Genomic DNA, 26,236 nt, shown 5'->3' on the forward strand with positions numbered 1-26,236 from the left:
TAACCACTTTGTTCAGTCCTGGATGGGAAGAGTTCTTGTTCCTTGCCAACGACGCCAGAGGAGTACAGCGACGTGACAGTCACGCACCGGAGGGATTCCGTCCCCTCCCCCGAGCAGACCGCCGGCCCCGAACCAACCACCGGCCAGAAGGATCCGAAGAAAGCCGCGATGAGCGGTTGGATCGGAAGCGCGCTGGAGTATTACGACTTCGCCCTGTATTCACTGGCGGCCACGCTGCTGTTTCCCACCATCTTCTTCCCCACCGAAAATCCCACGGTGGGCATCATCGCCTCGTTGGCTACCTACGCGGTGGGATATGTTTCCCGCCCACTCGGTGCCGTGATCCTGGGAGCCTACGGTGACCGGCACGGACGCAAGAAAGTGCTCGTTTTCGCGATGCTGCTCATGGGCTTCGCAACTTTTGCCGTCGGGCTCCTGCCGACATACGGGCAAGTTGGCCTCCTTGCACCAGTCCTCCTGGTGATCCTCCGCCTGATTCAAGGATTCGCCGTTGCAGGTGAACTCGGCGGTGCCAGCGCGATGATTGTGGAGCACTCTCCTGATGCGAAGCGCGGATTCTTCGCGAGCTTCAGCCTGCAGGGCACGCAGGTGGGTTCAATCCTGGCTACCGCGGTACTGATTCCGCTCGCCGCCTTCCTCCCCGATGAGCAGTTCCATTCCTGGGGCTGGCGCCTGCCGTTCCTGCTCAGCGCCGTGGTGATCGTGGCCGGGTACGTCATCCGACGCCGCGTGGAAGAGCCTCCTGCCTACCTGGCCCAGTCCGACGACGCCGCCGCCAAGCGCCGCTTCCCGCTGGTGGACCTCCTGCGCACCCACCCCTGGGTCCTGGTCCGATGCATCATCATGACCTTCACCAACGTGATCGGCATGGCAACCCTCATCTTCGGCGTCTCCTTCGCTACCCAAAAGGGCTACGGCATCGGCTTCTCCAGCAGCGAGTTCCTCTGGGTAACCCTGGCAGCCAACGTGGCCGCAGTGCTGACCATCCCCCTGTTCGGTGCCCTGTCCGACAAGATCGGCCGGCGGACATTGATGGTGGCCGGCGGCATTGCCGGCGGATTGCTGACCGTGGGTTACCTGTGGGCCATCGAACAGCGCAGCCTGCCCCTGGTGTTCCTCTGCGTGGTGATCGTGCAGGGCATCCTCTTCCAGATGTGGAATGCCACGTTCGCCACGTTCTTCCAGGAGCAGTTCCCCATGCGTATGCGGGTCACCGGTTTCGCGGTCTCCCAGAACATCGGGCTCATGATCGCGTCCTTCTTCCCCAGCCTGTTCACGGCGATCGCTCCCCCGGGATCGGCGAACATTCCCCTGGTCATCGGCCTGACCACGCTTGGCATCTGCGCTGTGTCCGCTGTGGCAACACTCATGTCCTCGGACACCAAGGGCAAGTCGCTGGAGGACCTCGAAACCCGCTAGATCGCCGAGAGCCGTCTGTGCACCGAGATCGCCGGAAAGGCTCCAGTTCGCTGGATCTTTCCGGCGATTTCGCGCGTTTCCGGCGATCCCGCAGCTAGTCTGAACTGGAACCGCAGCCCTGATCAGCAAGGAGAACGTGACATGAGCACGCCCATCAAGATCGCCGTGACCGGCGCGGCCGGCCAGATCGGCTACAGCCTCCTCTTCCGGATCGCCAGCGGTGCCCTCTTCGGTGCCGATACGCCAGTGCAACTCCGGCTCCTCGAGATCACGCCGGCATTGAAGGCACTGGAGGGCGTGGTGATGGAGCTCGATGACTGCGCGTTTCCCGCACTCGACTCGGTGGAAATCGGCGACGACGCCGACCACATTTTCGACGGCGTCAACCTTGCGTTGCTCGTTGGCGCACGTCCGCGGACCAAGGGCATGGAACGCGGCGACCTGCTCAGTGCCAATGGCGCCATTTTCACAGCACAAGGCAAGGCGCTGAACCGGGTCGCGGCCAACGATGTCCGGATCGGCGTGACGGGCAACCCGGCCAACACCAACGCCTTGATTGCGATGAGCAACGCCCCGGACATCCCCGCCGAGCGGTTCAGCGCCCTGACCCGCCTTGATCACAACCGCGCTCTTGGACAACTCGCTAAAAAGACCCAAGTCAAGGTGGGGGATATCCGCAAAATGACTGTCTGGGGCAATCATTCTGCGACGCAGTATCCGGACATCTTTCACGCTGAGGTCGCCGGACGGAACGCGGCCGAGGTGGTCAACGATCAGGACTGGATCGAGAATGACTTCATCCCCACGGTTGCCACGCGAGGTGCCGCTATCATCGATGCCCGGGGTGCGTCCTCCGCGGCATCGGCAGCGTCGGCAACCGTCGACGCAGCCCGCGACTGGCTGCTCGGCACCCCCGAGGGCGACTGGGTTTCCATGGCCGTTGCCTCCGACGGGTCATACGGGGTGCCCGAAGGTCTCATCTATTCCTACCCGGTGACTACCGCAGGCGGGAACTGGGAAATCGTTCAGGGACTGGAAGTGAACGATTTCAGCCGCAGGAAGATGGACGCCACAGCCACAGAGCTTTCGGAGGAGCGGGCTGCCGTGGCTGAACTCGGCTTGATCTGATCTCCATCAGCGACGTGCCGTTGGTGTGACCAATCGTGCAAGGTCGGTGCCGGGTGCCGCCAATCGGTCAACCGTGCTGAAGATGAACTCTTGCATTGCTGCTGTGGCTGCTGAAGGGCCAATGTCGTTACGTCGGGCCAGATTGACCGTTCTTGTCAGCGCTGGCTTGATCAGGCGGGCACTGCGCAGGCCGGGCCGGCCGATGACTACCATTGCCGGCACCACCGCGACGCCCAGTCCCCTTTCCACGAACCGCAGCACGGCATCCATCTCGGCCCCTTCAACGGCGATCACTGGTTCCAAGCCCCTGGCGGAGAAGGCAGCCTCGGTAGCCATCCGCAGATCGTAGCTTCGGTTGAAGGCGACCTGAGGAATGCGGGCCAGCTCTTCCAAGGTGAGTTCTTCGGGCAACGACGATCCAGCGGCGGAAACCACCACCAGCTCCTCGGTCAACAACGGAATCAGTTCTGTGCCCTGCACGGCGGGGTCCGTTCCACGGGTGACCACCAGAGCCAGGTCCAGCGCGCTCTCATTGAGGGCACCCACCAGGAAACGGGATCCGCCTTCGGTGATGTGCAATTCAATTCCGGGATGCGCGCTGCGGAAAGAGGTCAGCACATCGGCCACCAATGAGACGCAGAGGGTAGGTGGGGCGCCCAGGCGAATGCGGCCCCGGCGCAACCCCGCGAGCTCGTTCATTTGCTCACGCGCGGTCTGCGCGTCGCCGAGCATGCGCCGGGCGATAGGCAGGAGGAGCTCCCCCGCATTCGTGAGAGTCGCCCCTGACGGCCCGCGGTGGAAAAGAGCCACTCCAAGATCGGTTTCCAGTGCTGCGATCTGCCTGCTGAGAGAAGGTTGCGCGAGATAAAGTTGCTCGGCCGCGCGTGTGAAATGGCCCACTCGGGCGACCGTCTCAAAGGTGCGTAACTGCTCCAGCTTCATGGTCATAGCCTAAACGCATCAGCACCACTCGAATAATTCATTGGAGACATGATGGCACTCCTCCTAGCGTTGACATCATGAACCTCAACACCAATCCAGAACGACTCCTGTCCACTTCGGTGCTGGTGATCGGCACCGGCGGCGCCGGCCTGCGCGCCTCGATTGAACTCGCCCAGCGGGGCGTTCAGGTGCTGGCGGTGGGAAAGCGTCGCAAGCACGACGCCCACACGAGCCTTGCCGCCGGTGGCATCAACGGCGCCTTGGGCACGATGGATCCCGAGGACAGCTGGCAGCAGCACGCCGCCGACACCTTGCGGGAGTCCTACTTCCTGGCCGACCCGTCCATCGTCGAGACCGTTGCCCGTAACGCTGCCCGCGGCATCGAGGATCTTGAAGAGTGGGGCATGCCCTTCGCCCGCGAGGACGATGGACGAATCTCCCAGCGCTTCTTCGGCGCCCACACGTATCGCCGCACGGCCTACGCCGGGGACTACACCGGGTTGGAGATCCAGCGCACGCTGATGCGCCGGGCGGCAGAGTTGAACGTGCCCATCATCGACACCGTTTACATCACGCGGTTGCTCGTCGCCGACGGCACCATCTTCGGAGCCTATGGATTCGACGTCGTGGACGGCACCCCCGTGCAGATCCACGCCGATGCGGTCATCCTGGCCGCAGGCGGCCATACCCGCATCTGGCGGCACACCTCTTCCCGGCGCGATGAAAACACCGGGGACTCCTTCCGGCTGGCGGCCCTTGCCGGAGCCCGGATCCGCGATGCCGAGTTGGTCCAGTTCCACCCTTCCGGCCTGTTGGAGCCCGACGACGCGGCCGGCACCTTGGTCTCCGAGGCGGCACGCGGAGAAGGGGGCATCCTCACCAACGCCCTCGGTGAGCGCTTCATGGGACGCTACGACCCCGAGCGCATGGAACTCTCCACCCGGGACCGGGTTGCGCTGGCCGCTTATACCGAGGTTGCCGAAGGTCGAGGGACCGCGAAGGGCGGCGTCTACCTGGACGTGTCCCACCTGCCTCGGGAAACCATCATGCAAAAGCTGCCCCGGGTCTACCGCACCCTGATCGACCTGCAGATGCTGGACATCACCACCACCAAGATCGAGATTGCGCCAACCGCCCACTACTCGATGGGTGGGGTCTGGGTTGCGCCAGAGGACCACGGAACGGGAGTGAAAGGCCTCTACGCAATCGGCGAGGCTTCGTCCGGGCTGCACGGCGCCAACCGGCTAGGCGGCAATTCACTGATTGAGCTGCTGGTCTACGGACGAATTACCGGAGAGCATGTGGCCGATTACGTCCATTCGCGCACCCATTTTGTCCGGGATCCCGCCGCCGTGGGAATAGCCCGCGGGGAAATGCAGTCTTTGCTCAGTGAACGCGGAACAGAGTCCGCACGCCGGCTGCAGCGTGAACTACGCAACCTCATGACCGAACACGCCGGGGTGGTCCGCACTGAACAGGGACTGGAACAAGGCCTCGAGAAGCTGACGGCTTTGGAGGAGCGCGCCCAGCTTGTTACCGCCCACCCGGACATCGCAGGGTTTGATGATCTGGCCCACGCCTACGACCTTCTCGGCTCCCTCCTGGCAGCACGAGCCACGCTCGAGTGCGCCCTTGAACGCCGCGAAACCCGCGGCGCCCACAACCGTGCCGACTTCCCGGAGGCGGATCCCGCCTTGCAGGGGAACTTTGTCTGGTCAACAGACGAAGGCGTCAGGTTCGAAAGTCTGCCCCCGGCTCCGGAATCCTTCCGGGCCCTTGCCGAGGCCAACGCGGACGACTCGGTGGCCGGCAAGCTGGTCGAGTAAAACACTCAGGAGCGCTCCCGGGTGACCTCTTCCAGCAACTCCAGTACATGCCGGTACTGGGATCCCGTGGCCCGTGTCATGCCGAGTTCGCAGGTTCTGTTGCAGGATGCGTGGGCAGCAGCGTCCAGGTCCGCTACGTCCGCGGCCTGGCGCGCTGTTGCCGACGCCGTCAGTTCCGGATGCAACATGCCCCTGTCACCGGCAAACGCACAGCAACCCCAGTTTTCGGGAATGTCCACGCGCTCCGCCACGGCACCGGCAACCACGCCCAGCGCATCATTGAGTCCCATCCTCGTGGACGAACAGGTGGGATGCAGCGCCAAGGATTGCAGCTTCTGGTGCTCGGGCAGCCGGGGCAGGATCCGTTCGGCGGCGAAGTCCACTGCGTCCACGATGCGCAAGGGAAGCTGGCCCTCCGCTGGAGTATCCGATTCCACCGCCTGGCGCAGGCCCTCGGTGCAGGACGACGCGTCGCAGACGATGGGCAGCTCACCGTCACGGGTTGCCGCCCGGAGTGCTTCCACGGTTTTCGCTTTCATGGTTTCCTGGCCGTCAACCATCCCTTTGGAAGACCACGGCGTTCCGCAGCACAGGCCGTCAATGCCTGGGGGCACCAAGAGCGTAAGGCCTGCCCTGGCGGAAAGCTGCTCGAAGCTGTACTGCACACCCCGCCCCAATCCTGCCGGCCCGAACATGGTGTTGACGCAGGCCGGGAAGTACACAGCGTCAACGTGCCCTGAAGGCGCAGGGCGTTTCCGCGCTGAACCTCCGCCCGGAAGCTCAGCGGAGTAGAGAGGTACGGTATCTTCCCCCAGAACCGCACGCGCTGCTTTATTGGGTGGCTTGATGAGGGCCACCGGAAGCTTGTCAGCCACAGTCAGCGCAAGAGCCGCTCCGCGGGTGACACCTTCCCAGTCCTTGGCTGCGGCGTTCCACGCACGATTGGCGAGTTTGCCGGCGTCGTTCTTCCTGAGTCGCTTGACCAGCGATCCCGTGTTGATGTCCACCGGGCAGGCGGTTTGGCACATGCCGTCCACGGCGCAGGTGTCCACCGACTCGTACTCGTAGTCGCTCTCCAACGCCTTCACCAAAGCCATATCGCCGGCCAATCGCGCAGATTCGATGGCGCGCAGGGTGACGATCCTTTGGCGCGGTGTGAGGGTGATGTCCTTACTGGGACACACTGGTTCGCAATATCCGCAGGACACGCAGCGGTCCACTTCCTCCGCTACTGGCGGCGCTGTTTTGATGTGCCGGAGGTGTGCCACGGGGTCCTCATCCATCACCACCCCCGGGTTCAGCATGCCCGCGGGGTCGAAGAGCCGCTTGATGGTACGCATGACGTCATAGAGCTCGTCGCCGTATTGCCGGCGGACGAACGGGGCCATGACCCGCCCCGTGCCGTGTTCGGCCTTCAACGATCCTCCTTCGGCAAGGACCAGGTCCACCATGTCCTCGGTGAAGGCGCTGTATCGGTCCAGTTCGGACGTCGAGGCAAAGCCGTCGGTCAGCATGAAGTGGACGTTGCCGTCCTTGGCATGGCCGAAGATCACGCTGTTGCTGTACCCATACTTTTCAAACAGCCCGATCAGGCCCCGGCAGGTACGGCCCAGCACGGGCACCGGCATCACAATGTCTTCCAAAAGAGCCGTGGTGCCTTGGGGTCGCGCGCCGGCAACAGAGGCATAGAGCCCCTTTCGCAGCTGCCACAGCTGACCCCGTTCCCTGGCATCGGGGGTGAAGTGCGCCGGAGCTGACAAGCCCAGGCCTTGCAGGATTCCCGAACCGCGGGCCTGGAGCTCGTCCAGCTGACCGGCACTGCCTGCTGAGTACTCCACCAGGAGGGCGGCATGGTCACGGACCGCTATGTCATGGACGACGGCGGGTGTTCCCTTCAGTGTCTGGCCCACCTTGAGTGACAACGCGTCCATGAGTTCAATGGTGGCGGCTCCCGTTTCCACCAGACTGGGCAGCGCGGCGTTTGCTGCCTCAAGGCCAGGGAAGACCAGCAAAGCCGTTGCAGCATGCTGGAGCCGCGGAATGGTGCGGAAGACCGCCTCAGCCACGAAGCCCAGGGTGCCCTCGCTGCCGATGATCAGGTGCGCCATGATCTCTACCGGGTTCCGGAAGTCCAGCAGGGAGTTCAGCCCGTAGCCCATGGTGTTCTTCATGGAAAACTGCTGCCGGATCCTCCGGGCAGAGTCCGGGTTGTTCCGGACCCGCCCGGCCAGCTGTACCAGGCCCTGGTACAGCTGCGGCTCAACGGTGCGGAGCTTGTGATCGGCATCGGGCGCCCCGGTGTCGATGACCGTCCCCGACGGCAGCACGACGGTCAGCGACTCCAGGGTGCGGTACGTGTTGTCCACGGTGCCGCAGTTCATGCCGGAGGAGTTGTTGGCCACCACGCCGCCAATGGTGCACGCCGCTTCGCTGGCCGGATCGGGCCCGAACTTCCGGCCGTAGCGTGCCAGCCTCGCATTAAGTGCCCTAACGGTGACGCCGGGCTGGACGCGGACCCGGGCGCCGTCGTCGAGCACTTCAATGTCCCTGAAGTTCCTGCGAACATCCACCAGCACGCCGTCGGTGACAGCCTGCCCGCTCAGGCTGGTACCGCCGGAACGGAAAGTCAGCGGCACGCCCTGGGCTGCGCTGGCTCGCAGCAAACCTCCGACGTCGGCGGCCGTCTTCGCGGTGATGACGGCCTGCGGAATCAACAGGAAATGCGAGGCGTCATGGGCATTGGCGTGGAGATCGATGGCCCGGGTACTTACTGCGGCGGGATCCTGCACCGCAGCACGGAAGCCTGACACGTCAAGAGAAACCACTGAAGGACCGTCCAATCCAGTACGGGGGTGGACTGCATTATCTCAGCAGTTCAGCCTCCTTACGCGACGGTGACCACAATCTTCCCGCGGGTGTGTCCCTCCATGTTCAGCCTGAAGGCATCGGCTGCCTCAGCCAGCGGAAGGGCCTGCGCCACCTCCACGCGGATCTTATGCTCGTCCACCATCTCGGAGAGCTGCTGCAGTTCGGCACCGACGGGATTGACCCACATCCAGGTGCCGCCATGGGCTTCCACCTCGCTGTCGGCGATGGAAGCATGCCGCCCGTTCGCTGCCAGGACCTCCAGCGTTGCTTCAAGATTGCCACCCACGAAGTCGGCCACAACATCCACGCCCCCAGGACGCAGGGCCTTCACCCTGTCAGCGAGGCCCTCACCATACGCAACAGGCTCAGCCCCCAAGGACCGCAGGAAGTCATGGTTCTTCTCCGACGCCGTAGCGATCACCTTGGCGCCCCGCGCCACGGCGATCTGGATACCCAGCGAGCCCACGCCGCCAGCGCCGCCGTGGACCAACACGGTCTCTCTCGACCGCAGGCCCAAGCGGTTGAGGACCTGGAACGCCGTGAGCCCAGCCAAGGGCAGCCCCGCTGACTCGTTCCAGTCCAATGACTCCGGCTTGCGGGCCAGCAACCGCTCCGGCAGGGCAATGTACTCGGCAAAGCTGCCGCCGTGGACGTAGTCCTTGCGGCCATAGGAGATCACTTCGTCGCCGGGCTTGAAATGGGGTGCATCAATACCCACTGCTTCCACAACGCCTGCAACATCCCATCCGGGGATCGCCGGAAATTGGAGGTCCATGAACGAGTCCAGGTAGCCCGCCATGATTTTCCAGTCCACCGGGTTGACCGCGGACGCCTTGACTTTGACCAGGACCATGCCCGGCCCCACTTTGGGCATTGGCCGCTCCGTCAGTTCAAGGACGTCGGGGTTTCCGTATTCGCTGTAAGTCATCGCCTTCATATGAGCGACAACTCCCGTTTAGTGCAGCGTATTCCAAAGAGGCACGACGGCGGCCTGCCGCCTAGTCGAAGAAGCCGACGATGTAGCCGATGAAAAACAGCAGCGTCAGCAGTACGCCGGCGCCGATGGCTGCCAGCCACAGGAACTGCGTGCCTTTCCTGGGGCCCCCTTCATCGTGGCCTTGGGGACCGGCTGTTGATGATTCGCCGGGAGGTGTCTCACCAGGGGGCACTCCCCCACCCGGCTCCAGGCCGGTGATCTTGTCCTCATACGGGTCGGGGTTGCTTCCGGACACATTCACTCCTCGATCGCAGTGCTGGTGCTCAGTCCCAGCGTAACGAATCGCCTTCCCCAGACCTACAGCAACCTTACTAATCGCCGTCAACGCGTACTTAGCTCTGTGGACGATCCCACGTCGCATCCCGGGTCGAGGTCCGGAGCCGGTACAAGGACGTTGTGGCCGTGAGGTAAAGATCTTGACCGTCGACCCCTCCGAAACAGAGATTGGAGACCTTTTCAGGGACCTCGACGGCGGCCAGCAGCGCACCGTTGGGAGCGTAGACGCGTACTGACGAGCCCGCCGACGTCCACACGCGACCCTCGATGTCCACGCGGAAGCCGTCCGAGGCCGCATCGTCTTCGAGCTCAACGAACGTGCTGCCTATGCCGCACGAACCGCCGTCAACCGGGTAGGCAACAATCCGGTACGGCACCCCCAACGCCGGACCCGCCGTGTCAGCTACATACAGGAGCGACTCGTCCGGGGAGAACGCCAGCCCGTTGGGGTGTACCAGATCCGTGACCACGGGTGCCGGCTCTTCCGTGGCCGGGTCGAAGCGGAAGACGTAGCAACCGCCGTACTCCTGCTCACCTTCATGCCCTTCCACCGTCCCGGGAAGAATTCCATAGGGAGGGTCGGTAAACCAGACCGTCCCGTCCCCAGCCACCACAACATCGTTGGGCGAGTTGAGCCGATGCTCACCGAACGCTTCAACGATCGGCGTCACCACGCCGTCGTGGTCCCGCTCAATGCGCCTGCGGCCGTGGCTGCACTGCACTACGCTGCCGTCACGGTCCAGCGTCCGCCCGTTGGTGTATTCGACGCCGACGGCGTACTCGCGCGTCGCGCCGGTGGCAGGCGAGAACTCAAGGATCCTGTTGTTGGGAATGTCGCTCCAACGAACGGACTGCGACTGCGGAATCCAGAGAGGACCCTCCGCCCACACAGTTCCTTCAAACAACTTTTCCAGGGTGCCGGTGATCAGTTCGTCCATGTCTTTGAGACTAATCGTTCGCGGGTTCCGGGCTGGGCTTCTCGGCCGGTTCGGTGGTGCTGCCTTTCCCCTCAGCAGGCATTGCCAGCACCGCCACGACAGTAAGGACTGCGCTGACAAGCACAGCCACGAACACCGCAGTGGAGGCCGAAACGGTGGTTTGCGGATCGGGACCACCGCTGGTGCCGTTGGCATAGATGGCGTTGGCAATGGCACCGAAAACGGCCACGCCAATGGCACTGCCAATGGAACGGGCAAAGAGGTTGGTACCGGTGACCACACCGCGTTCGTTCCATTCGACGCTGGTTTGCGCTGCAATGAGGCTCGGCGTTGCCACCAGCCCCAGTCCGAGCCCAACGATGAAGCACGCCACCGCCACCAGGATGACACTGGGCGATGAGGCCGTGAGGGCAAGGACAGCCGCGCCGATGACTGTGATCACGATGCCGATGATGCCTGTGTTCCGAAATCCGATGCGGAGATACAGCCGGCCGGCTTGCGAGGCACTGATGGGCCAGCCAATGGTCAAGGCCGCCAAGGCCAGCCCGGCCAGAAGGGGTGAGGTTTTCAGGGACCCTTCAAGGAACGTTGGGACGTAGGAAGTAAGCCCCAGCATGACGGCACCAACGCCGAAGGAGATCATCGCCGTCGTCGCCAGCAGCCTGCGGGAGACAACCCACGGTGGCAGGACCGGTTCTGCAGCCTTCCTTTCCACCAAGAGAAACGCGATGAACAACAAGGCCCCGCCGGCAAAAACAGAGATGCTGATCGCGGAGTCCCAAGCCCATGCTTGGCCACCCTGAAGCGCCCCCAGAATGAGCAGGCTCAACGAAACCGTCAGCAGCCCCGCTCCCAAATAGTCGATGCGGTGCTTGGTTCGCTCCACCTCCTCGTGGAAGGTCCGGAGGAGCATCCAACCAGCCAGAAGGCACAACGGGATGTTGATGAGGAAGATCCCGCGCCAGATTCCCAGGGAAGCGAAAATGCCTCCCAGCGTTGGTCCCACCACGGAAGAGACCGCCCACACGCTCGCCAGATAACCCTGCACTTTGGCCCGCTCAGCCAGCGTGTAGATATCGCCGGCAATAGTGATCGCCACAGGTTGGACTGCCCCCGCCCCGAGGCCCTGCAGTACCCGGAACGCGATGAGCGCCGGCATACTCCAGGCCAGCCCGCAGAGGATCGAGCCCAGCAGGAACAGGCCAATCCCGCCCAGGATCATCGGCTTACGCCCCACAACGTCCGAGAGCTTGGCATAGACGGGCACCGAGACCGCCTGCGCCAACAGGTAAGCGGAGAAGAGCCAGGGGAAGGAGGCAAAACCGCCGATGTCCTCCACGATCGATGGCACCGCCGTGGCAACAATGGTGGCATCGATCGCCACCAGGCCCGTGGCAAGCATCAGTGCAATCAGAATGGGTCCGCGCCGGGACCGGAACCCGACTCCTTCTTCAGCCACTGTGCTCATGTGCTCCCCTTCGCGTCGTCATTACCAGTTGCGCTCCCATGGCGTAACCCGGCGGGATGGTGAATTAGTCCCGGGTAGGAGAAACGGCCCACCTTTCAGGCGCCTGATGTCCAGTTCTGTTCGTGGAGCCGCTCGAATCCGTCAAGAAGCAGGTCCAGGGCAAACTCGAACTCGAATTGGTCGTCGCAGCCATTCCCCACCACGGACTCGTCGTCATGCGCTGCCGACACAGCGATCCGGAAAAGATTGGGGTAGCTCTCCGCCATGTGCCGGGCCATCGCAGCCTGGGCTTCCACCGTGATGCGTGGCTGGTCCTTGGCGCCGCTCCCGGAATCGTCAAAGACCTCTTGAGTGAACCCCCACATCCGGCTCCCCAGGGCATGCATGACGTGGTGCGTCAGGTCCTCGGAGAAACCGCCCGCCAGGAACATGCCCACGAAGGAATCCATGTACCCGAGGACCGCCGGCGTGGTGCTGGTGCGGGTTTCGATGACAGGGCGGGCCCAAGGATGCCGCAGGAGTGCCCGCCTGGCCGAAAGCACCCGGAGACGGACCACGGTCTTCCATGGAGCGTCGGGCACGGGTGGGTCGATCTCCCCGACGATGGTGTCCACCATGCCGTCGAGGAGTTCTTCCTTGTTGGCGACGTGCTTATAAAGCGCCATCGGAACTACGCCGAGTTCCTGGGCAAGCCGGCGCATGCTCAGTGATTCGAGACCTACCTCGTCGGCGAGCGCGACGGCGGCTTGCAGCACTCGCGCGCGGTTTAAGGGCACGCGCCGCGCGGCCTCCACCAGCTGGGTCATGCGTTGGTCCCTCCCCCTCCACACCCAAGGTCCGGGCGTGGCCTTGACAGGTATACAGCGTACACCTAGTGTTTCGATCATGAAGGTGTACGCCGTACACCTCTAGCCCGAGGCGGAGTCATGAGATCGAAAACCACCACATCTTCCCGGAGCCGCCGCATGAAGTGGGTGGTGCCCGCGGCGCTGATTGCCCTCAGCCTCATACCTGTCATTGCCGGTGCGGCGCGTCTTACCCAGCTGACTGGTGGAGCGACCGTCACTCCGGAGAACGCCAGGTTCTTCGCTTCGCCCATCCCGGTGATAACGCACATCGTCACAGTCACGGTGTACAGCCTGCTGGGGGCTTTTCAGTTCGCCCCTACCCTCAGGCGGGTCCCCGGACTTCGCCGCGGCAGGCGGTCCTGGCACGAAATATCCGGGCGCATTCTGATTCCGGCAGGCCTGCTCGCCGGCCTGTCCGGCCTGTGGATGTCCGTGTTCTACGCCCTCCCGGAAACCGACGGTGAGGCACTGCTGGTTCTTCGGCTGATCTTTGGTACTGCCATGATGGGGGCCATCATCCTGGGAGTCCTGGCTATTCGCCGACGGGACTTCGCTGCACACGGAGCCTGGATGACGCGCGCCTACGCCATCGCACTGGGAGCTGGAACGCAAGCCCTGGTGCTGCTGCCGTGGATCCTGGTGGTGGGCCCCACCGACGAGACCACGCGTGCAGTCCTGATGGGCGCGTCCTGGGTCATCAACCTGGCGGTGGCCGAGTACGCCATTCGACGACGCCATGCAACGTCCGGCCGCGAAACCCGCCCGGCACGTCGGGTGCTCACCCCTGAGACGACGACGGCGGGCCACCGGTCGGTTCCGTAAGGAACCAAGGTGACCCGCCGTCGTCGTGACTGCGTAAAACTTAGTCGTTGATCAGGTCGTGAACGACGATCGTCTGGTCGCGGTCCGGGCCGACGCCGATGGCCGAGAAGCGCGTGCCGGAGAGCTTTTCCAGGGCCAGCACGTAGTTGCGGGCGTTCTCCGGGAGGTCTTCCAGGGTGCGGGCGCCGGTGATGTCCTCGGTCCAGCCGTCAAAGTACTCGAAGACGGGCACTGCGTGGTGGAACTCGGTCTGCGTCATGGGCATCTCGTCGTGGCGGACGCCGTCGACGTCGTAGGCAACACAGACCGGGATCTGCTCGATGCCCGTGAGCACGTCCAGTTTGGTGACGAAGTAGTCCGTGAAGCCGTTCACGCGGGCAGCGTGGCGGGCCAGGACGGCGTCGTACCAACCGCAACGGCGGGGACGGCCGGTGTTCACGCCGAACTCGCCGCCGGTCTTCTGCAGGTAAACGCCCATCTCGTCGAACAATTCCGTGGGGAAGGGTCCGGCGCCGACACGCGTGGTGTACGCCTTGATGATGCCGATGGAGCGCGAGATGCGGGTGGGGCCAATGCCGGAGCCGACCGACGCGCCACCTGCCGTGGGGTTGGACGAGGTGACGAACGGGTAGGTGCCGTGATCGACGTCCAGGAACGTTGCCTGGCCACCTTCCATGAGCACAACCTTGCCCTCGTCCAGGGCGTTGTTGAGGACAAGTGTGCTGTCGATGACCAGCGGGCGCAGGCGCTCGGCGAAGGCGAGGAAGTAGTCCACGATCTCGTCCACCACGATGTCCCGGCGGTTGTAGACCTTGACCAGGAGTTCATTCTTCTGGCGCAGCGAGCCTTCCACCTTCTGGCGGAGGATGGACTCGTCAAATACGTCCTGGACCCGGATGCCCAGGCGGGCCACCTTGTCCATGTAGGCGGGACCGATGCCACGGCCGGTAGTGCCGATGGCTCGGCTCCCAAGGAAACGCTCAGTCACCTTGTCCAGCACCTGGTGGTAGGGAGCAACCAGGTGGGCGTTGGCGGAGACGCGCAGGCGGGACGTGTCCGCGCCACGGGCTTCAAGGCCGTCGATCTCCTGGAACAGGGCCTCGAGGTTCACCACGCAGCCGTTGCCAATGATGGGAATGGCGTTGGGGCTCAGGATGCCCGCGGGAAGGAGCTTCAGCTCATACTTCTCACCGCCAACAACCACGGTGTGCCCGGCGTTGTTACCGCCGTTGGGCTTGACCACGTAGTCAACGCGGCCACCGAGCAGATCGGTTGCTTTGCCTTTGCCTTCGTCGCCCCACTGGGCTCCGACGATCACGATAGCGGGCATGGGATCCTCCCCCATTCTTTCGGGCCAAGCCGCGATGGATTGGCGCCGTACATGAGAATGCCCCGACGATACCGGTGCAGCCTGCCATGAGGGCTGGCATACGCAAGAGTTCGGGGCTCTTACCAGCCAAGTTTAGCCGATGACGCCGGTTTCTCTGGTGTCAAGGTGTCTTCAAAGGCGGCCGGGTGAAGTTTTCCCCAGGGAAACTTCGGCGGGTCTGGGGGCACTACGCCGCGGGCAGATTCCGGCAGTTTCCGCCGAGACCGCCCACCAGCCCGGCGTTCGAGGCGACGGAGGCGGACTTGGACGTCCACCCGAGGTCCTTGATCACAATGGCGATTTGAAGCTCCGTTCCGAGGCCGATCAACCCGCCCAACAGGTTGGTCTGGACCTCTGTGATGTATCCGGAGGTGGCGTTCCCTGTCGTATTGCCGGCCAGGTTGTACCCCGTCAGGGGAGCCAGTGCCGATCCCAGCCCACTGGTGGAGGCCTGCACTTCGGCATTCGCCAGTGTGTAGCCCGCTGGTGGTTTCCAGAGAATACGAACGAAAGCACCGGCGCCAAGAAAGCCGGGATCGTAGGTGCACTGGCCATTCAGCGTGGGCGCTGGAATAGTCACCGTTCCGAAACTGCCGGAGGAATACTGGCCGCGTTGCCACGCCGCCTCCGTGACGGACGGCGGGTTCACCACCGAAAGCACCACGGCCAGGGGCAACGCCAGTAACACTCCCACCCGCACCCGCTTGAACACCCTCACTGGACACCACTCCGAAGCCGGGCCAGCCCAAAACCGGCCGCGACCGCAACGACACCAAGGAACGCGAAGCCTCCCAGCCGAAACCCGGTATCAGCCAGAGCGCCCGACGTCGGCCCGGCTGGGTTTCCTGGGACGCCTCCACTCCCGGCGTTCCCGCCTGAGCCGGCCCCGCCGCCCGCTCCAGCACCGTTGCCATCCCCGTCCCCTGACCCGTGAAAGCCCACAATGATCTGCGTCCGGCTCCCTTGCACTTCGCGGGGAACATCCTCCGCCAGGGTTGCCGTCAGCAGGACGTGGGCATTGGCCGGTTCGGAGTTGCCAGGGTCCATAAGGTCCACCCGCACCCCGCCCGCGCTGTTCAATGATGTCCGGTGCATCAACACACGGTGGCCGTCGGGGCAGGAACCTCCGTTCCAAGGTTGGGCGCAGGACTGGAGTTCGACGCTCAGGAAGTCCCGCAGCACATCTGTCGCCCCCGGCTCGGATGTCAGCCCCACGTCGAGGGAGGCGGCGGGCTCACCGCGGACAGTGACGTCCATCGCCCAATCTGCGCTCCCGCCCGGGGTGAGCCGATGCACCTGGCCGGCCGGACCGGCGTCGAGCTCCAACCATCCGGACGGGTCGCTATCGGCGGCAACCGTGGCTGCAACTGCCGGAGCAACAGGCGCGGCACCCAGCATCAGTACACCCAGCAACCCCGCCATCCCCACTGAGTTACGCCGCGACATGCTGCCCGGTCTTGCGTCGGCTTGGGCTCCGCGGCCACAGCACCCAGGTCACCAACGCGGACACGGCCACGGTGGTGGCGCCAAGGACCACAGGGTTGGCGGCCGCGGCCAGCGGGTGCGCGAGCCCCGGGACGGACCAGAGGACCAGCCGGGCCTTCTCCACGACGTAGGGCGCGGGATCGGCTTCGGTGTTGGCATCGCCCTTCATGGTGATGGTTCGCGCGGTTCCGTCCGCAGGCGCAATCGATTGGACCCTGTGCGTGATGGGCAGCTTCCCGGGCCTGTCCACGGTTACCACATCGCCAACCGCGATCTCCTCGGCTGGGATCTCGCGGACTACGGCCAGTGAACCGGCCGGAATGGCCGGCGACATCGACCCGGTCTTGAACATGATCAACGTGATGTTGAACAGCAGCGCGCAAACCACTGCAAGGATGCACACCGCGCCGCCCGCCGCAGCGATGTTCAACACAGTTTCCTGCAGCCGGCCGCTGAAGCGACGGCGGCTCATGAGCTTGAGGTGGCAGTAAATTGCCAGGTAGCGGTGGCGGTTTGGCCCTGCAGCGCATTGTTGGCGCCGGCCGGGAGTGTGACCTCGAAGCAGAACTGCGTGGGCGCGCCGGGCAGCGTTGCCGTTGCGGCGGCCAAGGGATTGACGACGCCGGCCGCTTGCCCTTGCGTGAACGGCTTAGCGCCGTCGCTGCCCACTACGAACGTTGGCGTCCCTGTGAACGACGCGGCCTCGCACGTCGCAGAACGAACCACCCGGTACTGCAAGGCGGCACCCAGATCAGCAGTGCCGGTGCCGCTGCTGGTCACCACGGGGACACCAAGTACCACTTCGCCTGCCACCGAGGTTGCTTTGGTCCTGATGGCGAACGGCGCGTAGGCCACACTGCCGGGGCTCATGGCAGTTGCTGTGAACACCAGCGCAGCGCCGGGCGATACGTCATTGGCACTCCACGTCCCCGCGGCGCTGTACGGCTTGGTGACGTTGGATTCGGTGACGAACACACTCGCTCCGAAAGAACCCGTGGCTAAATCGCTGTCAGTCCACGATGCCAGGGTCACGGAGCTCCCGAGCCCCAGCACCAACGTCCCGGCAAGGAGTGCGCGGATACGGAGCAGGGCCGCACTGCGCTTGGTTTCGGCTAGTCGTCGGCCCATGGATTACTGCGATTGTGCGGCGAATTCCCAGGTGGTGGTCCCGGATTGGGATTGGACGAGATCATCGTCGGCAGTGATCCGGAAGCAGAGGTTCACGGCGTCGCCGTCGGCCGTACCGGCGCCCTGCGTCAGTGCGAAGGTGACGCTGCCCGGCGTCGTGCCCAATGCCTGCCCGGCCGCCACCAGCGTTCCCGTCACGGCTTCAGCGCACCCGAAATCCGTGGACTGGGTGAGCGAGTACGTCAGGCCGGTCAAAGCTCCGGTGGACGCTTCCGTGGAAACAGTGACCGTGGCGTCGTTGGTTGTGGTGCCATCCAGCCTGACCGCGAAGGGTGCTGTGACGACATCGCCGGGCGCGAGGTTGCCCGGCGCCGCGGTGAAGCCAAGAGTTGCCGGGGCGGAAACGGGGTTCTCTCCGAAGGCCGTCCCATCCGTGCTGCCCTCAAGGTTGAACGCACCGGCAGTGAAGGTTCCCTGGGCAAACTCGGAGTCATTCCACGCTGCCAAGGTGATGGCTGCGCCCACCCCCAGCACCAGCCCTCCGGCAAGGATGGCACGGATTCTAGGTGACCGTCCGTGCTTGGTATCGCGATGATCCGGATCCGTCTCTGGCGATGCTGCTGATGCAACCACTACTACCCCCACGATTGATGTGATGCTGACGATCAAGAGATCGGAGCCCGGAGGTGGAGGTCTCCAGTTGGTTTCCCCCAAAACCGATAGTTCCAACCCATCATCCCCGCGACGGTATGTCAACGCTTTGACCTGCAAAAATAGTGACAGGACCCGACTCGCCCGCCACATCCGCCGAGACGCCGGACACGTTTCCGGGCAACACGCCGCGTCGCAATTAAAGGGCGCGCCGGAGCAGGACCCGTTAACCCCCATAGTCCGGTAAGGTTAGTTAGCCCCCAACAGCACCCTTTGAGGTTCGGCTGCGGCATGCCCGCGGCCCCTTGGAACGGTGCGCTGTAACACCTAGGAGACCTAACCCCTGATGCAAGAACTGGCGACTGAATCACCCGAAGAAATCCTCTGGAACCGCCGCTACGAACCGCACATCGCCGAGGTCAACGAGCTGTGCGACTCCATCAAGGTGCAGAAGCCGGGCAGCGAGGTCCTCTACATCGACCCCGCCCACAGCATGGATGATTGCCGCATCGTCAGCCTTTTCTCCAATCAGCGCACCACCACCGGCGAGGGTTTCATCAACCCGGGCGACGAAGAAGCCACCACCCGCATGCTGGGCATGCAGTGGCAGCTGGGCCTGCGTCCCGAGCTCATGATGCCGTGGAACGCGTACCCGTGGATTGAGCCCAGTGAGGAACCGGGAAAGCTCACGCCGGCCAACATCACCGAAGGCCTGAAGCCGCTCCTGCGCCTCCTGCAGCTCCTGCCGCGCACCTCCGCCCTGGTGGCACACGGCAATGAGGCACACCGTCTGGCCGATCAGCTCATGAAGGCGGCTCCGGCCAGCATCGCCCGCCGCGGCTTCAAGACCTTCAAGGTCCGTTCGCTGGGTGGCCGCTCGTTCGCCGGCACCCCGGCCCGCCAGCAGGAATACCTGGACGCCATCCACGGCGCCTACGCCGAGGCCATGGCACGCACGGGTATCCCCCGCAAGGCTTAGTTCCCTTCGTTGTGTGGCCCGCTTTGCGCCCCAAACCTCCGGGTAAGGGCGTAGACCGGGCCCCGCAACGCACGTACGACGGCGGCCCTCACCTTTCCGGTGAGGGCCGCCGTCGTCGTTGGGGTGCTGTTGTTGGGGCGCTTTCTGAAGTGGCGGCGTTAGCCGGCCAGCATGCTGCGGAGGTCCTTGAGGATCAGCTGCGCGCCGGTGGGGCCGAGGCCGAGGAACCAGACGTCGTCGCTGACAGCCTTGGCCTGGCCGGCTTTGACGGCGCCAAGCTTGGGCCAGACAGCGCCTTCGACCACGGAGGTTTCACCGGTTGCTGCGGGATCGCCGTAGCTGCTGTAGAAGATCCAGTCGGCGTCGCCCTGCTCGATGTTCTCGGCCGAGATTTCGGCAGCGAGTTCGTCGATGTTCTGGTTCTCCGGGCGGGCCAGGCCGGCGTCCTTCAGGATGACACCGATCAGCGACTTGTTGGCGTAGAGGCGGATCTTGCCGGGAAGGAAGCGCACCAAGGAGATCTTGGGGTCGCCCTTCACGTCTGCCTTGAGGGCGTCAGCCTCGGCCTGGTAATCGTTGAGGGCCTTGACTGCCTTATCCTCCTCACCCAGGGACTTGCCCACCAGGAGGAAGTTCTCCTTCCAGGGGAAGCCGGGACGGATGCTGAAGACCGTGGGGGCGATGGTGGACAGCTGCTTGTACAGCTTGTCAGCGCGGAGCTGGCTGCCCAGGATGAGGTCCGGCTTCAGCGCTGCAATGGCTTCGAGATTGAGGTCCTGGATGGTGCCCACCGATGCCACATCCTTGACCTTGTCCGCCAGGTAGGTGGGGACAGGGTTGGCGCCTTCAGTGGTGGCCATGCCCACCGGAGTGATGCCGAGGGTCACGACGTCGTCCAACTCGCCGGTGTCCAGGACCACCACGCGGGTGGGCTTCTTCTCCAGGGTGGTCTCACCGTTGGCGTGCTTCAGGGTGCGCGGGAAAACGCCGGGAGCGGCGTCGGTGCCCAACTTGGCTGTTTCCTGGTCCGCGGTGGTGAACTTGGAGCCGCCGGTGGCAACATCGGCGTTGCCGGCAGCCGAACCCGAGCCGCCGCTGGCGCCGCAGCCCGCAAGGAGGCCTGCCACCACAGCGACTCCGGCCACCTTCATAGCCAGGTTGCGCACTGCCATTCGGCGCACGCGGGAAGCCTTGTGCGGCTGTCCTTCAAAATCGTCATTTTTCACTGGGTAAGGCTAACCTAATTAAGGCACACTTCCGTGACGTTGTGATGACAGTCACGGAATCGCCGTCTTATTGTTGCCCCTCTTCGAAATGGTCCCTGCTGTGTCCCCACTGACGGCGCTATGTCCCCAGTAGCCGCTCCCGCCCTTCCGGCTGCAACCGCGGTTGCCAGTTCCGGCGTCGTCAATAAATCCCGCTGGCGCATCCTCTTCCTGGTCCTTGCCGCGGCGGTCCTTCTGGGTGCCGCGATCCTGAGCCTCGGCGTGGGAGCCAAATTCATCCCGGCGTCCACAGTCCTTGAAGCGTTCACCAACCCGCAGGACTCAGCCGACCACGCGATCATCCTGCAGAACCGGTTGCCGCGAACCTTGATGGGCATCGCCGTCGGAATTGCCCTGGGCGTGGCGGGCGCGCTGATCCAGGCCATCACGCGGAATCCTCTGGCCGATCCCGGCATCCTGGGCGTCAATGCGGGAGCGTCGTTTGCCATTGTCATTGCGATTGGCGTTTTCGGCGTCGGAACCCTCAGCGGTTACATCTGGTTCGCGTTCCTGGGCGCCATCCTCACAACCGCGGCCGTCTACCTGATCGGCACTTCCGGCAGGAACGTGGTGAACCCGATCCGCCTGACGTTGGCCGGCGTAGCCCTGGGCGCGGTCCTGACGGGAATCGGCTCAGGACTGACGCTCCTGAACCCCAAGGCATTTGACCACCTGCGTTCGTGGAGCATCGGCTCGCTGGACACCCGCAGCATGGAGTCAGTCCTGACGGTGGCACCGTTCATGGGCCTGGGACTGGTGATCGCCTTGTTCTGCGTGAGCGGGCTTAACGCCATGGCACTGGGCGACGACCTCGCTACCTCCCTCGGCGCCAACGTCAACCGCACCCGGATCCTGGGCGTCGTGTCCATCACCCTCCTCAGCGGAGCAGCAACTTCCGGTGCCGGCGCCATCGGCTTCGTGGGCCTCATGATTCCGCACGTTGCCCGGTGGATCGTAGGGCCGGACCAGCGATGGATCCTGGCCACCACAGTGCTGCTCTCCCCTATCCTGCTCCTGGTGTCAGACGTGGTGGGCCGGATCGCCGCTCCCGGGGAACTCCAGGTTGGTGTGGTGACCGCATTCATCGGGGCACCGGTGCTGATCGCGTTGGCGCGGCGCCGGAAAGTGAGTGGGCTATGACGCGCTTGGATGGTGGCCGGCCCGTTGTCCTGCTTCGCAACCGTTCGCTGAGCCTCCGGTTCGATGTCCGCAGCATCCATGTCTGCATCCCGTTGATCCTCGCCGCCCTGACGGTTGCTGTGATCAGCTTGGCCACCGGCGACTACGACGTTTCAGTACCACAGGTCCTGCAAGCCTTCACTGGTGATGCCCCCGGACTGGCCCAAACCATCGTCATGGAGTGGCGGCTCCCCCGGGTACTCGCGGCGCTGGTGTTCGGTGCCGCGCTTGGCATGAGCGGTGGCATCTTCCAATCCATGACCCGGAATCCCTTGGGCAGCCCGGACATCATCGGCTTCAATACCGGCGCCTACACCGGGGCGCTCATCGTCATGCTGACCCTTGGCGGGGGCTATCTTGGCATTGCCGCAGGAGCACTTGTTGGCGGTATCCTCACCGCGTTGGCCGTCTACTTGCTGGCCTACCGGCGCGGCTCCCAGGGCTTCCGGCTCATCATCGTCGGCATCGGCATCAGCGCGATGCTGGCCGCGTTCAACCACTGGCTGATCCTGCAGGCAGAACTTGAGGCCGCCTTGGCGGCAGCTGTCTGGGGAGCCGGGTCCCTCAACGGCATCACGTGGGAGCAAGCGGCACCTGCCGCCGTCGTGGTTGTGGTGGTTGGCTTGGCCACGCTGGCCGCCGCACGCCGGATGCAGCTTCTGGAAATGGGCGACGACGCCGCACGCGCCTTGGGCGTCCGGGCGGAACCCACCCGTTTGCTGTTGCTGATCCTGGGCGTGGCGTTGACTGCAGCCGTCACGGCGGTTGCCGGTCCCATCGCATTCGTTGCCCTCGCGGCACCCCAGCTTGCCCGTCGCCTGACCCGCAGCGCGGGCATCACCCTGGTGCCATCCGCCGTGATGGGCGCCTTCCTCCTGGTGGCCAGCGACCTCGCGGCCCAGCGCCTGTTCGCCCCGATCCAGCTGCCTGTGGGCGTGGTGACGGTGTGCATCGGCGGTATCTACCTCGTCTGGCTGCTGGCCAGGGAAGCAAGGAAATCATGAGCCTCACTACGGCCGCGCCACAACTCCATGCCGAAGCGCTGACCATCGGCTACGAGCAACGGATCATCTCCGAGAACCTCAATGTGCGGATCCCCGAAGGTCAGTTCACGGTGATCGTAGGCCCTAACGCTTGCGGTAAATCCACGTTGCTGCGCGCCCTCGCCCGGCTCATCAAGCCCCGCAGTGGACAGGTGCTGCTGGACGGAAAATCCGTGACGTCCCTCCCCGCAAAAGAACTGGCACGCCGCCTCGGGCTGCTCCCCCAGTCCTCCATCGCCCCCGACGGCATCACCGTGGCGGACCTGGTGGCCCGCGGCCGGTATCCGCACCAGAAGCTGCTCCGGCAGTGGTCCGTGTCCGATGAAACGGCTGTGGTGGAAGCAATGGAGGCCACCGGCGTCGCCTCTTTGTCCGGCCGGCTGGTGGACGAACTCTCCGGCGGCCAGCGGCAGCGCGTGTGGGTGGCCATGGTCCTCGCCCAGCAGACGCCGCTCATGCTCCTGGACGAGCCCACCACGTTCCTTGATATCGCCCACCAAATCGAGCTGCTGGAACTCTTCCGAGAGCTCAATCTGGACAAGGGCCACACCTTGGTTGCCGTACTGCACGATCTCAACCACGCCAGCCGCTACGCGGACCACATCATTGCCATGAAGGACGGAGTGGTGGTGGCCGAGGGCGCCCCCGCCGACGTGATCACCGAGTCCCTGGTGGAGGAAGTCTTCGGCATGGCCTGCCGGATCATTGACGACCCCGTGACACACACGCCGCTGGTGGTCCCGTTGGGGCGGCCACGGCACTCGGCGGTTACGGACTAACGCTGTTACGGACTGACGCTCTTAACGACGACGGCGACCCTCGCCTTTCGGTGAGGATCGCCGTCGTCGTTTGCTTGGGTCCTTAGCGGGCTTCGAGCGCTGCCTTGGCCTTCGGGTCCGAGTCGTTCAGGAACTTCTCGATCCGCTCCGGCTCTTCAGCCTCGCCGATCGCCGACGCCGCACGGCCCAACGCGTAGAGAGCACGCAGGAAGCCCTGGTTGGGCTCGTGCTCCCACGGGATGGGTCCGACGCCGCGCCAACCGTTGCGGCGCAGGGAATCCAGGCCTCGGTGGTAGCCGACGCGGGCGTAGGCGTAGGACTCGATGGTCCGGCCTTCGGCCCAGGCTTCCTCGGCGAGGATGGCCCACAGAAGAGACGACGTGGGGTTCTTGGCCACCAGGTCCAGCGCCTCGTTGCCGAGTGCCAGGTGCTGGTAGATCTCGGTTTCGGCGGGCAGGAGCGTGGGCTCCGGCCCCATCAGGTTCTTCCGGAATTCGTCGGACATCAGAAGGTCTTGCCCACCGATCCGAGCTGCTGGGCGGCTTCGACGATGCGTGCGGCCATACCGGCTTCGGCGGAAGCGCCCCAGACGCGGGGATCGTAGGTCTTCTTGTTGCCCATTTCGCCGTCGATCTTCAGCACGCCGTCGTAGTTGGCGAGCATGTGGCCGGCTACCGGGCGGGTGAACGCATACTGGGTGTCGGTGTCGATGTTCATCTTGATGACACCGTAGGAAACGGCGTCAGCGATTTCCTGCTCCGTGGAGCCGGAGCCGCCGTGGAAGACCAGGTCAAACGGGTTTTCCTTGCCGATCTTGGCGCCAACCTCGGCCTGGATCTGCTTGAGCAGTTCCGGACGAAGCTTCACGTTGCCCGGCTTGTACACGCCGTGCACGTTGCCGAAGGTCAGCGCGGTGAGGTAGCGGCCGTTTTCGCCGGCTCCGAGTGCCTCAATGGTGGCGAGGGCGTCTTCGGTGGTGGTGTAGAGCTTCTCGTTGATTTCGTTCTCAACGCCGTCTTCTTCGCCACCAACAGTGCCGATTTCAACTTCGAGGATGATCTTGGCAGCAGCAGCGCGCTCCAGCAGTTCGCGGCCGATGCGCAGGTTCTCGGAGAGCACCTCGTGCGAGCCGTCCCACATGTGCGAGTTGAAGATCGGGTCCTTGCCGGCCTTGACAGCTTCCTCGGAAGCGGCCAGCAGCGGGAGGACGAAGTCTGCCAGCTTATCCTGCGGGCAGTGGTCCGTGTGGAGGGCGATGTTGACGTTGTAGTTCTTGGCAACTTCGCGGGCGAACGCTGCGAAGCCGAGGGAACCGGCAACCATGTCCTTGACCGAGGCACCGGACCAGTAGGCTGCACCACCGGTGGAAACCTGGATGATGCCATCGGATTCGGCCTCGGCGAAACCGCGGATCGCAGCGTTCAGAGTCTGCGACGACGTCACGTTGACCGCGGGGAAAGCGAATCCGCCTGCCTTTGCGCGGTCGATCATCTCGGAGTAAATCTCTGGGGTTGCAATGGGCATGGTGACTCCTATGCTGAATTCGTCTGTGGGTTGGTAACCCTGGAGTAGACCGCTTACGGCTAGCACCCATCCTAGCGATATCCGCCGGGCCTCCGTGTTTCGGGTCACTGGAGCTCTTAACACTTTCGCCGAGTTGGCACCCCACCTATCGCCCCTGATTCATCTAAACGGTGGATATACTGCGGGAATGGAGATCCCGCCGAGTGCAAACAATCAGCCCCGTCTGGCGCCACCCCTGCAGCAGCATGGCGGTTCTTTCCCCGAAGGGAAACCCGGGCGGAAGCGGAACATTATTATTGCCATCGCAGCGGGCGCAGCGGTAGTCCTCACCGCGGCAATCCTTGCCTTGGTTCTCGTGGTTTTACCGCTGTTCTCACCGGACCGGGGCATGAGCGCCACAGCTGGAACATACTTTCAGGCCCTGATCGACGGAGACGGAGAGAAAGCCCTGAGCGTCTCCGATCCCGGCGTCCCCGAGAATGAAAAAGCACTCCTCCAGAACAACGTTTACAAAAGTGCAGGACAGCGCATTGACGGTTACCGGATCCTGGACACAAGATCCGATTTTGTCACTGCCGAAGTTACCCAGAACGGCCGCAAGCAGGACATTCTTTTGAGGATGACCAAGTCACGGGAGGGCGAGTGGAAGGTCGGACCCAAAAACTTCCAGAAGATCCGGCTCAGTTCCAGCCGTCCCGTGGGGTCGTTCACCGTGAACGGCGTGGTTGTTGCCGCTCCTGACTCCGGAACCGCTGCCAGTGATTCCCTGCTGATGCCGGCCTTCCCCGGCGAGTACACCCTCGGCATTTCCGGAGACAAGTACACAACGGCAGAAGAGCAGAAGGCCTTGATCAGCATTGACCGGGCGATTTCCAAGAACACCGAAAGTTTGAAAGTGTTACCCACCCAGCTGCTCCTGGACGAGACCCGGACACTTCTTGAGAACAAACGGACTGAATGCACTGCCTCCGCTCCGGCTAGTACCGCCGAAGCGACGCGTCGTGGCTGTTCCGGGTTTGCGATCTCCGAATACCGACCTACCCGCAACGTGAAATGGACCATCGAGAAGGAGCCCACCTTCACTCTCCTTCGCGGCGAGGACAGTTGGATCATTCAGTCGGCGCAATCGGGCGCGGCTTCGGTGAGCTACGAAGTGAACAGCGGCCGTGACGACGCCCCGCAATGGGAGCCGAAGGTTGAGCTTGTAATACCCAGAGCCTCAGGTGAGATCCAGATCGTGGACGGAAAAGCCACCCTGAAAGATCGGTAGACGGGCATCGG

At 64.0% G+C, this 26,236-nt stretch carries 25 protein-coding genes; 9 read left to right on the plus strand and 16 right to left on the minus strand.

Features of this window, described 5'->3' with window-relative positions; translation table 11 throughout:
• Positions 1-72: 72 nt before the first annotated feature.
• Positions 73-1,440: an MFS transporter gene (locus tag ACIQLI_RS00890; RefSeq protein ID WP_400384036.1), complete on the plus strand. Its 1,368-nt coding sequence runs from the start codon at positions 73-75 to the stop codon at positions 1,438-1,440.
• 141 nt (positions 1,441-1,581) lie between these two features.
• Complete coding sequence (locus tag ACIQLI_RS00895) at positions 1,582-2,568, plus strand: malate dehydrogenase (protein WP_400384039.1); 987 nt, start codon at positions 1,582-1,584, stop codon at positions 2,566-2,568.
• A gap of 6 nt (positions 2,569-2,574) precedes the next feature.
• On the opposite strand, the gene ACIQLI_RS00900 is transcribed toward ACIQLI_RS00895, so the two are convergent.
• Positions 2,575-3,516, minus strand: a complete 942-nt coding sequence (locus ACIQLI_RS00900; protein WP_400384042.1) for a LysR family transcriptional regulator — start codon at positions 3,514-3,516, stop codon at positions 2,575-2,577.
• A gap of 71 nt (positions 3,517-3,587) precedes the next feature.
• On the opposite strand from ACIQLI_RS00900, the gene ACIQLI_RS00905 reads away from it, so the two are divergent.
• On the plus strand, positions 3,588-5,336 hold the full coding sequence (locus ACIQLI_RS00905) for an L-aspartate oxidase (protein WP_400384045.1): 1,749 nt from the start codon (positions 3,588-3,590) through the stop codon (positions 5,334-5,336).
• 5 nt (positions 5,337-5,341) lie between these two features.
• On the opposite strand, the gene ACIQLI_RS00910 is transcribed toward ACIQLI_RS00905, so the two are convergent.
• The 6 genes from ACIQLI_RS00910 to ACIQLI_RS00935 form a co-directional block, all read right to left on the minus strand.
• Positions 5,342-8,161, minus strand: coding sequence for an FAD-binding and (Fe-S)-binding domain-containing protein (locus ACIQLI_RS00910; RefSeq protein WP_400384047.1), 2,820 nt, complete (start codon positions 8,159-8,161; stop codon positions 5,342-5,344).
• 59 nt (positions 8,162-8,220) lie between these two features.
• Positions 8,221-9,141 carry an NADP-dependent oxidoreductase gene (locus ACIQLI_RS00915; RefSeq protein WP_400384050.1) on the minus strand — a complete coding sequence of 307 codons (921 nt, stop codon included), beginning with the start codon at positions 9,139-9,141 and terminating at the stop codon, positions 8,221-8,223.
• 61 nt (positions 9,142-9,202) lie between these two features.
• On the minus strand, positions 9,203-9,436 hold the full coding sequence (locus ACIQLI_RS00920) for a DUF6480 family protein (protein WP_214815640.1): 234 nt from the start codon (positions 9,434-9,436) through the stop codon (positions 9,203-9,205).
• Positions 9,437-9,533: 97 nt separating this feature from the next.
• On the minus strand, positions 9,534-10,415 hold the full coding sequence (locus ACIQLI_RS00925) for an SMP-30/gluconolactonase/LRE family protein (protein WP_400384053.1): 882 nt from the start codon (positions 10,413-10,415) through the stop codon (positions 9,534-9,536).
• 10 nt (positions 10,416-10,425) lie between these two features.
• Positions 10,426-11,883, minus strand: coding sequence for an MFS transporter (locus ACIQLI_RS00930; RefSeq protein ID WP_400384056.1), 1,458 nt, complete (start codon positions 11,881-11,883; stop codon positions 10,426-10,428).
• Between the two features lie 95 nt (positions 11,884-11,978).
• The gene (locus ACIQLI_RS00935; protein WP_400384059.1) at positions 11,979-12,689 is read right to left on the minus strand and encodes a TetR/AcrR family transcriptional regulator C-terminal domain-containing protein; all 711 of its coding nucleotides are present in this window, start codon (positions 12,687-12,689) and stop codon (positions 11,979-11,981) included.
• 120 nt (positions 12,690-12,809) lie between these two features.
• Here ACIQLI_RS00935 and ACIQLI_RS00940 point away from each other — a divergent pair, with 120 nt between their 5' ends.
• A complete protein-coding gene (locus tag ACIQLI_RS00940) occupies positions 12,810-13,553 on the plus strand; it encodes a DUF2306 domain-containing protein (RefSeq protein ID WP_400384062.1) in 744 nt (247 codons plus the stop codon).
• Positions 13,554-13,593: 40 nt separating this feature from the next.
• On the opposite strand, the gene ACIQLI_RS00945 is transcribed toward ACIQLI_RS00940, so the two are convergent.
• The 6 genes from ACIQLI_RS00945 to ACIQLI_RS00970 form a co-directional block, all read right to left on the minus strand.
• On the minus strand, positions 13,594-14,883 hold the full coding sequence (locus ACIQLI_RS00945) for an adenylosuccinate synthase (protein WP_089593539.1): 1,290 nt from the start codon (positions 14,881-14,883) through the stop codon (positions 13,594-13,596).
• A 226-nt stretch (positions 14,884-15,109) separates the two neighbouring features.
• Positions 15,110-15,640: a hypothetical protein gene (locus ACIQLI_RS00950; protein WP_400384065.1), complete on the minus strand. Its 531-nt coding sequence runs from the start codon at positions 15,638-15,640 to the stop codon at positions 15,110-15,112.
• Positions 15,637-16,368, minus strand: a complete 732-nt coding sequence (locus ACIQLI_RS00955) for a hypothetical protein (protein WP_400384068.1) — start codon at positions 16,366-16,368, stop codon at positions 15,637-15,639. Before ACIQLI_RS00955 ends, ACIQLI_RS00950 begins: the two co-directional genes overlap by 4 nt.
• Complete coding sequence (locus ACIQLI_RS00960) at positions 16,355-16,879, minus strand: signal peptidase I (protein ID WP_400384071.1); 525 nt, start codon at positions 16,877-16,879, stop codon at positions 16,355-16,357. The genes ACIQLI_RS00955 and ACIQLI_RS00960 overlap by 14 nt, the downstream gene beginning before the upstream one ends.
• Positions 16,876-17,535, minus strand: a complete 660-nt coding sequence (locus tag ACIQLI_RS00965; RefSeq protein ID WP_400384074.1) for a SipW-dependent-type signal peptide-containing protein — start codon at positions 17,533-17,535, stop codon at positions 16,876-16,878. Before ACIQLI_RS00965 ends, ACIQLI_RS00960 begins: the two co-directional genes overlap by 4 nt.
• 3 nt (positions 17,536-17,538) lie before the next feature.
• On the minus strand, positions 17,539-18,180 hold the full coding sequence (locus ACIQLI_RS00970; RefSeq protein WP_400384077.1) for a SipW-dependent-type signal peptide-containing protein: 642 nt from the start codon (positions 18,178-18,180) through the stop codon (positions 17,539-17,541).
• Between the two features lie 352 nt (positions 18,181-18,532).
• On the opposite strand from ACIQLI_RS00970, the gene ACIQLI_RS00975 reads away from it, so the two are divergent.
• The gene (locus ACIQLI_RS00975; protein WP_354228844.1) at positions 18,533-19,165 is read left to right on the plus strand and encodes a uracil-DNA glycosylase; all 633 of its coding nucleotides are present in this window, start codon (positions 18,533-18,535) and stop codon (positions 19,163-19,165) included.
• Positions 19,166-19,323: 158 nt separating this feature from the next.
• Here the strand turns inward: ACIQLI_RS00975 and ACIQLI_RS00980 are convergent, their stop codons facing one another.
• On the minus strand, positions 19,324-20,316 hold the full coding sequence (locus ACIQLI_RS00980) for an iron-siderophore ABC transporter substrate-binding protein (protein WP_354229242.1): 993 nt from the start codon (positions 20,314-20,316) through the stop codon (positions 19,324-19,326).
• A 195-nt stretch (positions 20,317-20,511) separates the two neighbouring features.
• Between ACIQLI_RS00980 and ACIQLI_RS00985 the strand changes: the two genes are divergently transcribed.
• Genes ACIQLI_RS00985 through ACIQLI_RS00995 form a run of 3 tightly spaced genes read left to right on the plus strand, consistent with a single transcriptional unit; the run spans position 20,512 to position 23,431 of the window.
• The gene (locus ACIQLI_RS00985; RefSeq protein ID WP_400384080.1) at positions 20,512-21,570 is read left to right on the plus strand and encodes a Fe(3+)-siderophore ABC transporter permease; all 1,059 of its coding nucleotides are present in this window, start codon (positions 20,512-20,514) and stop codon (positions 21,568-21,570) included.
• Positions 21,567-22,613, plus strand: coding sequence for an iron-enterobactin ABC transporter permease (fepG, locus tag ACIQLI_RS00990; RefSeq protein WP_400384083.1), 1,047 nt, complete (start codon positions 21,567-21,569; stop codon positions 22,611-22,613). The genes ACIQLI_RS00985 and fepG overlap by 4 nt, the downstream gene beginning before the upstream one ends.
• Positions 22,610-23,431, plus strand: coding sequence for an ABC transporter ATP-binding protein (locus tag ACIQLI_RS00995; RefSeq protein WP_354228838.1), 822 nt, complete (start codon positions 22,610-22,612; stop codon positions 23,429-23,431). The genes fepG and ACIQLI_RS00995 overlap by 4 nt, the downstream gene beginning before the upstream one ends.
• An 82-nt stretch (positions 23,432-23,513) precedes the next feature.
• On the opposite strand, the gene ACIQLI_RS01000 is transcribed toward ACIQLI_RS00995, so the two are convergent.
• Positions 23,514-23,936 carry a DUF3151 domain-containing protein gene (locus ACIQLI_RS01000; protein WP_011773312.1) on the minus strand — a complete coding sequence of 141 codons (423 nt, stop codon included), beginning with the start codon at positions 23,934-23,936 and terminating at the stop codon, positions 23,514-23,516.
• Positions 23,936-24,955, minus strand: coding sequence for a class II fructose-bisphosphate aldolase (fbaA, locus tag ACIQLI_RS01005; RefSeq protein WP_400384087.1), 1,020 nt, complete (start codon positions 24,953-24,955; stop codon positions 23,936-23,938). Before fbaA ends, ACIQLI_RS01000 begins: the two co-directional genes overlap by 1 nt.
• Positions 24,956-25,142: 187 nt before the next feature.
• On the opposite strand from fbaA, the gene ACIQLI_RS01010 reads away from it, so the two are divergent.
• Positions 25,143-26,225, plus strand: coding sequence for a hypothetical protein (locus ACIQLI_RS01010; RefSeq protein ID WP_400384090.1), 1,083 nt, complete (start codon positions 25,143-25,145; stop codon positions 26,223-26,225).
• The last annotated feature ends 11 nt before the right edge of the window (positions 26,226-26,236 follow it).

This window comes from Paenarthrobacter sp. NPDC091669 (assembly GCF_044756725.1).
GTDB lineage: Bacteria > Actinomycetota > Actinomycetes > Actinomycetales > Micrococcaceae > Arthrobacter > Arthrobacter bambusae_C.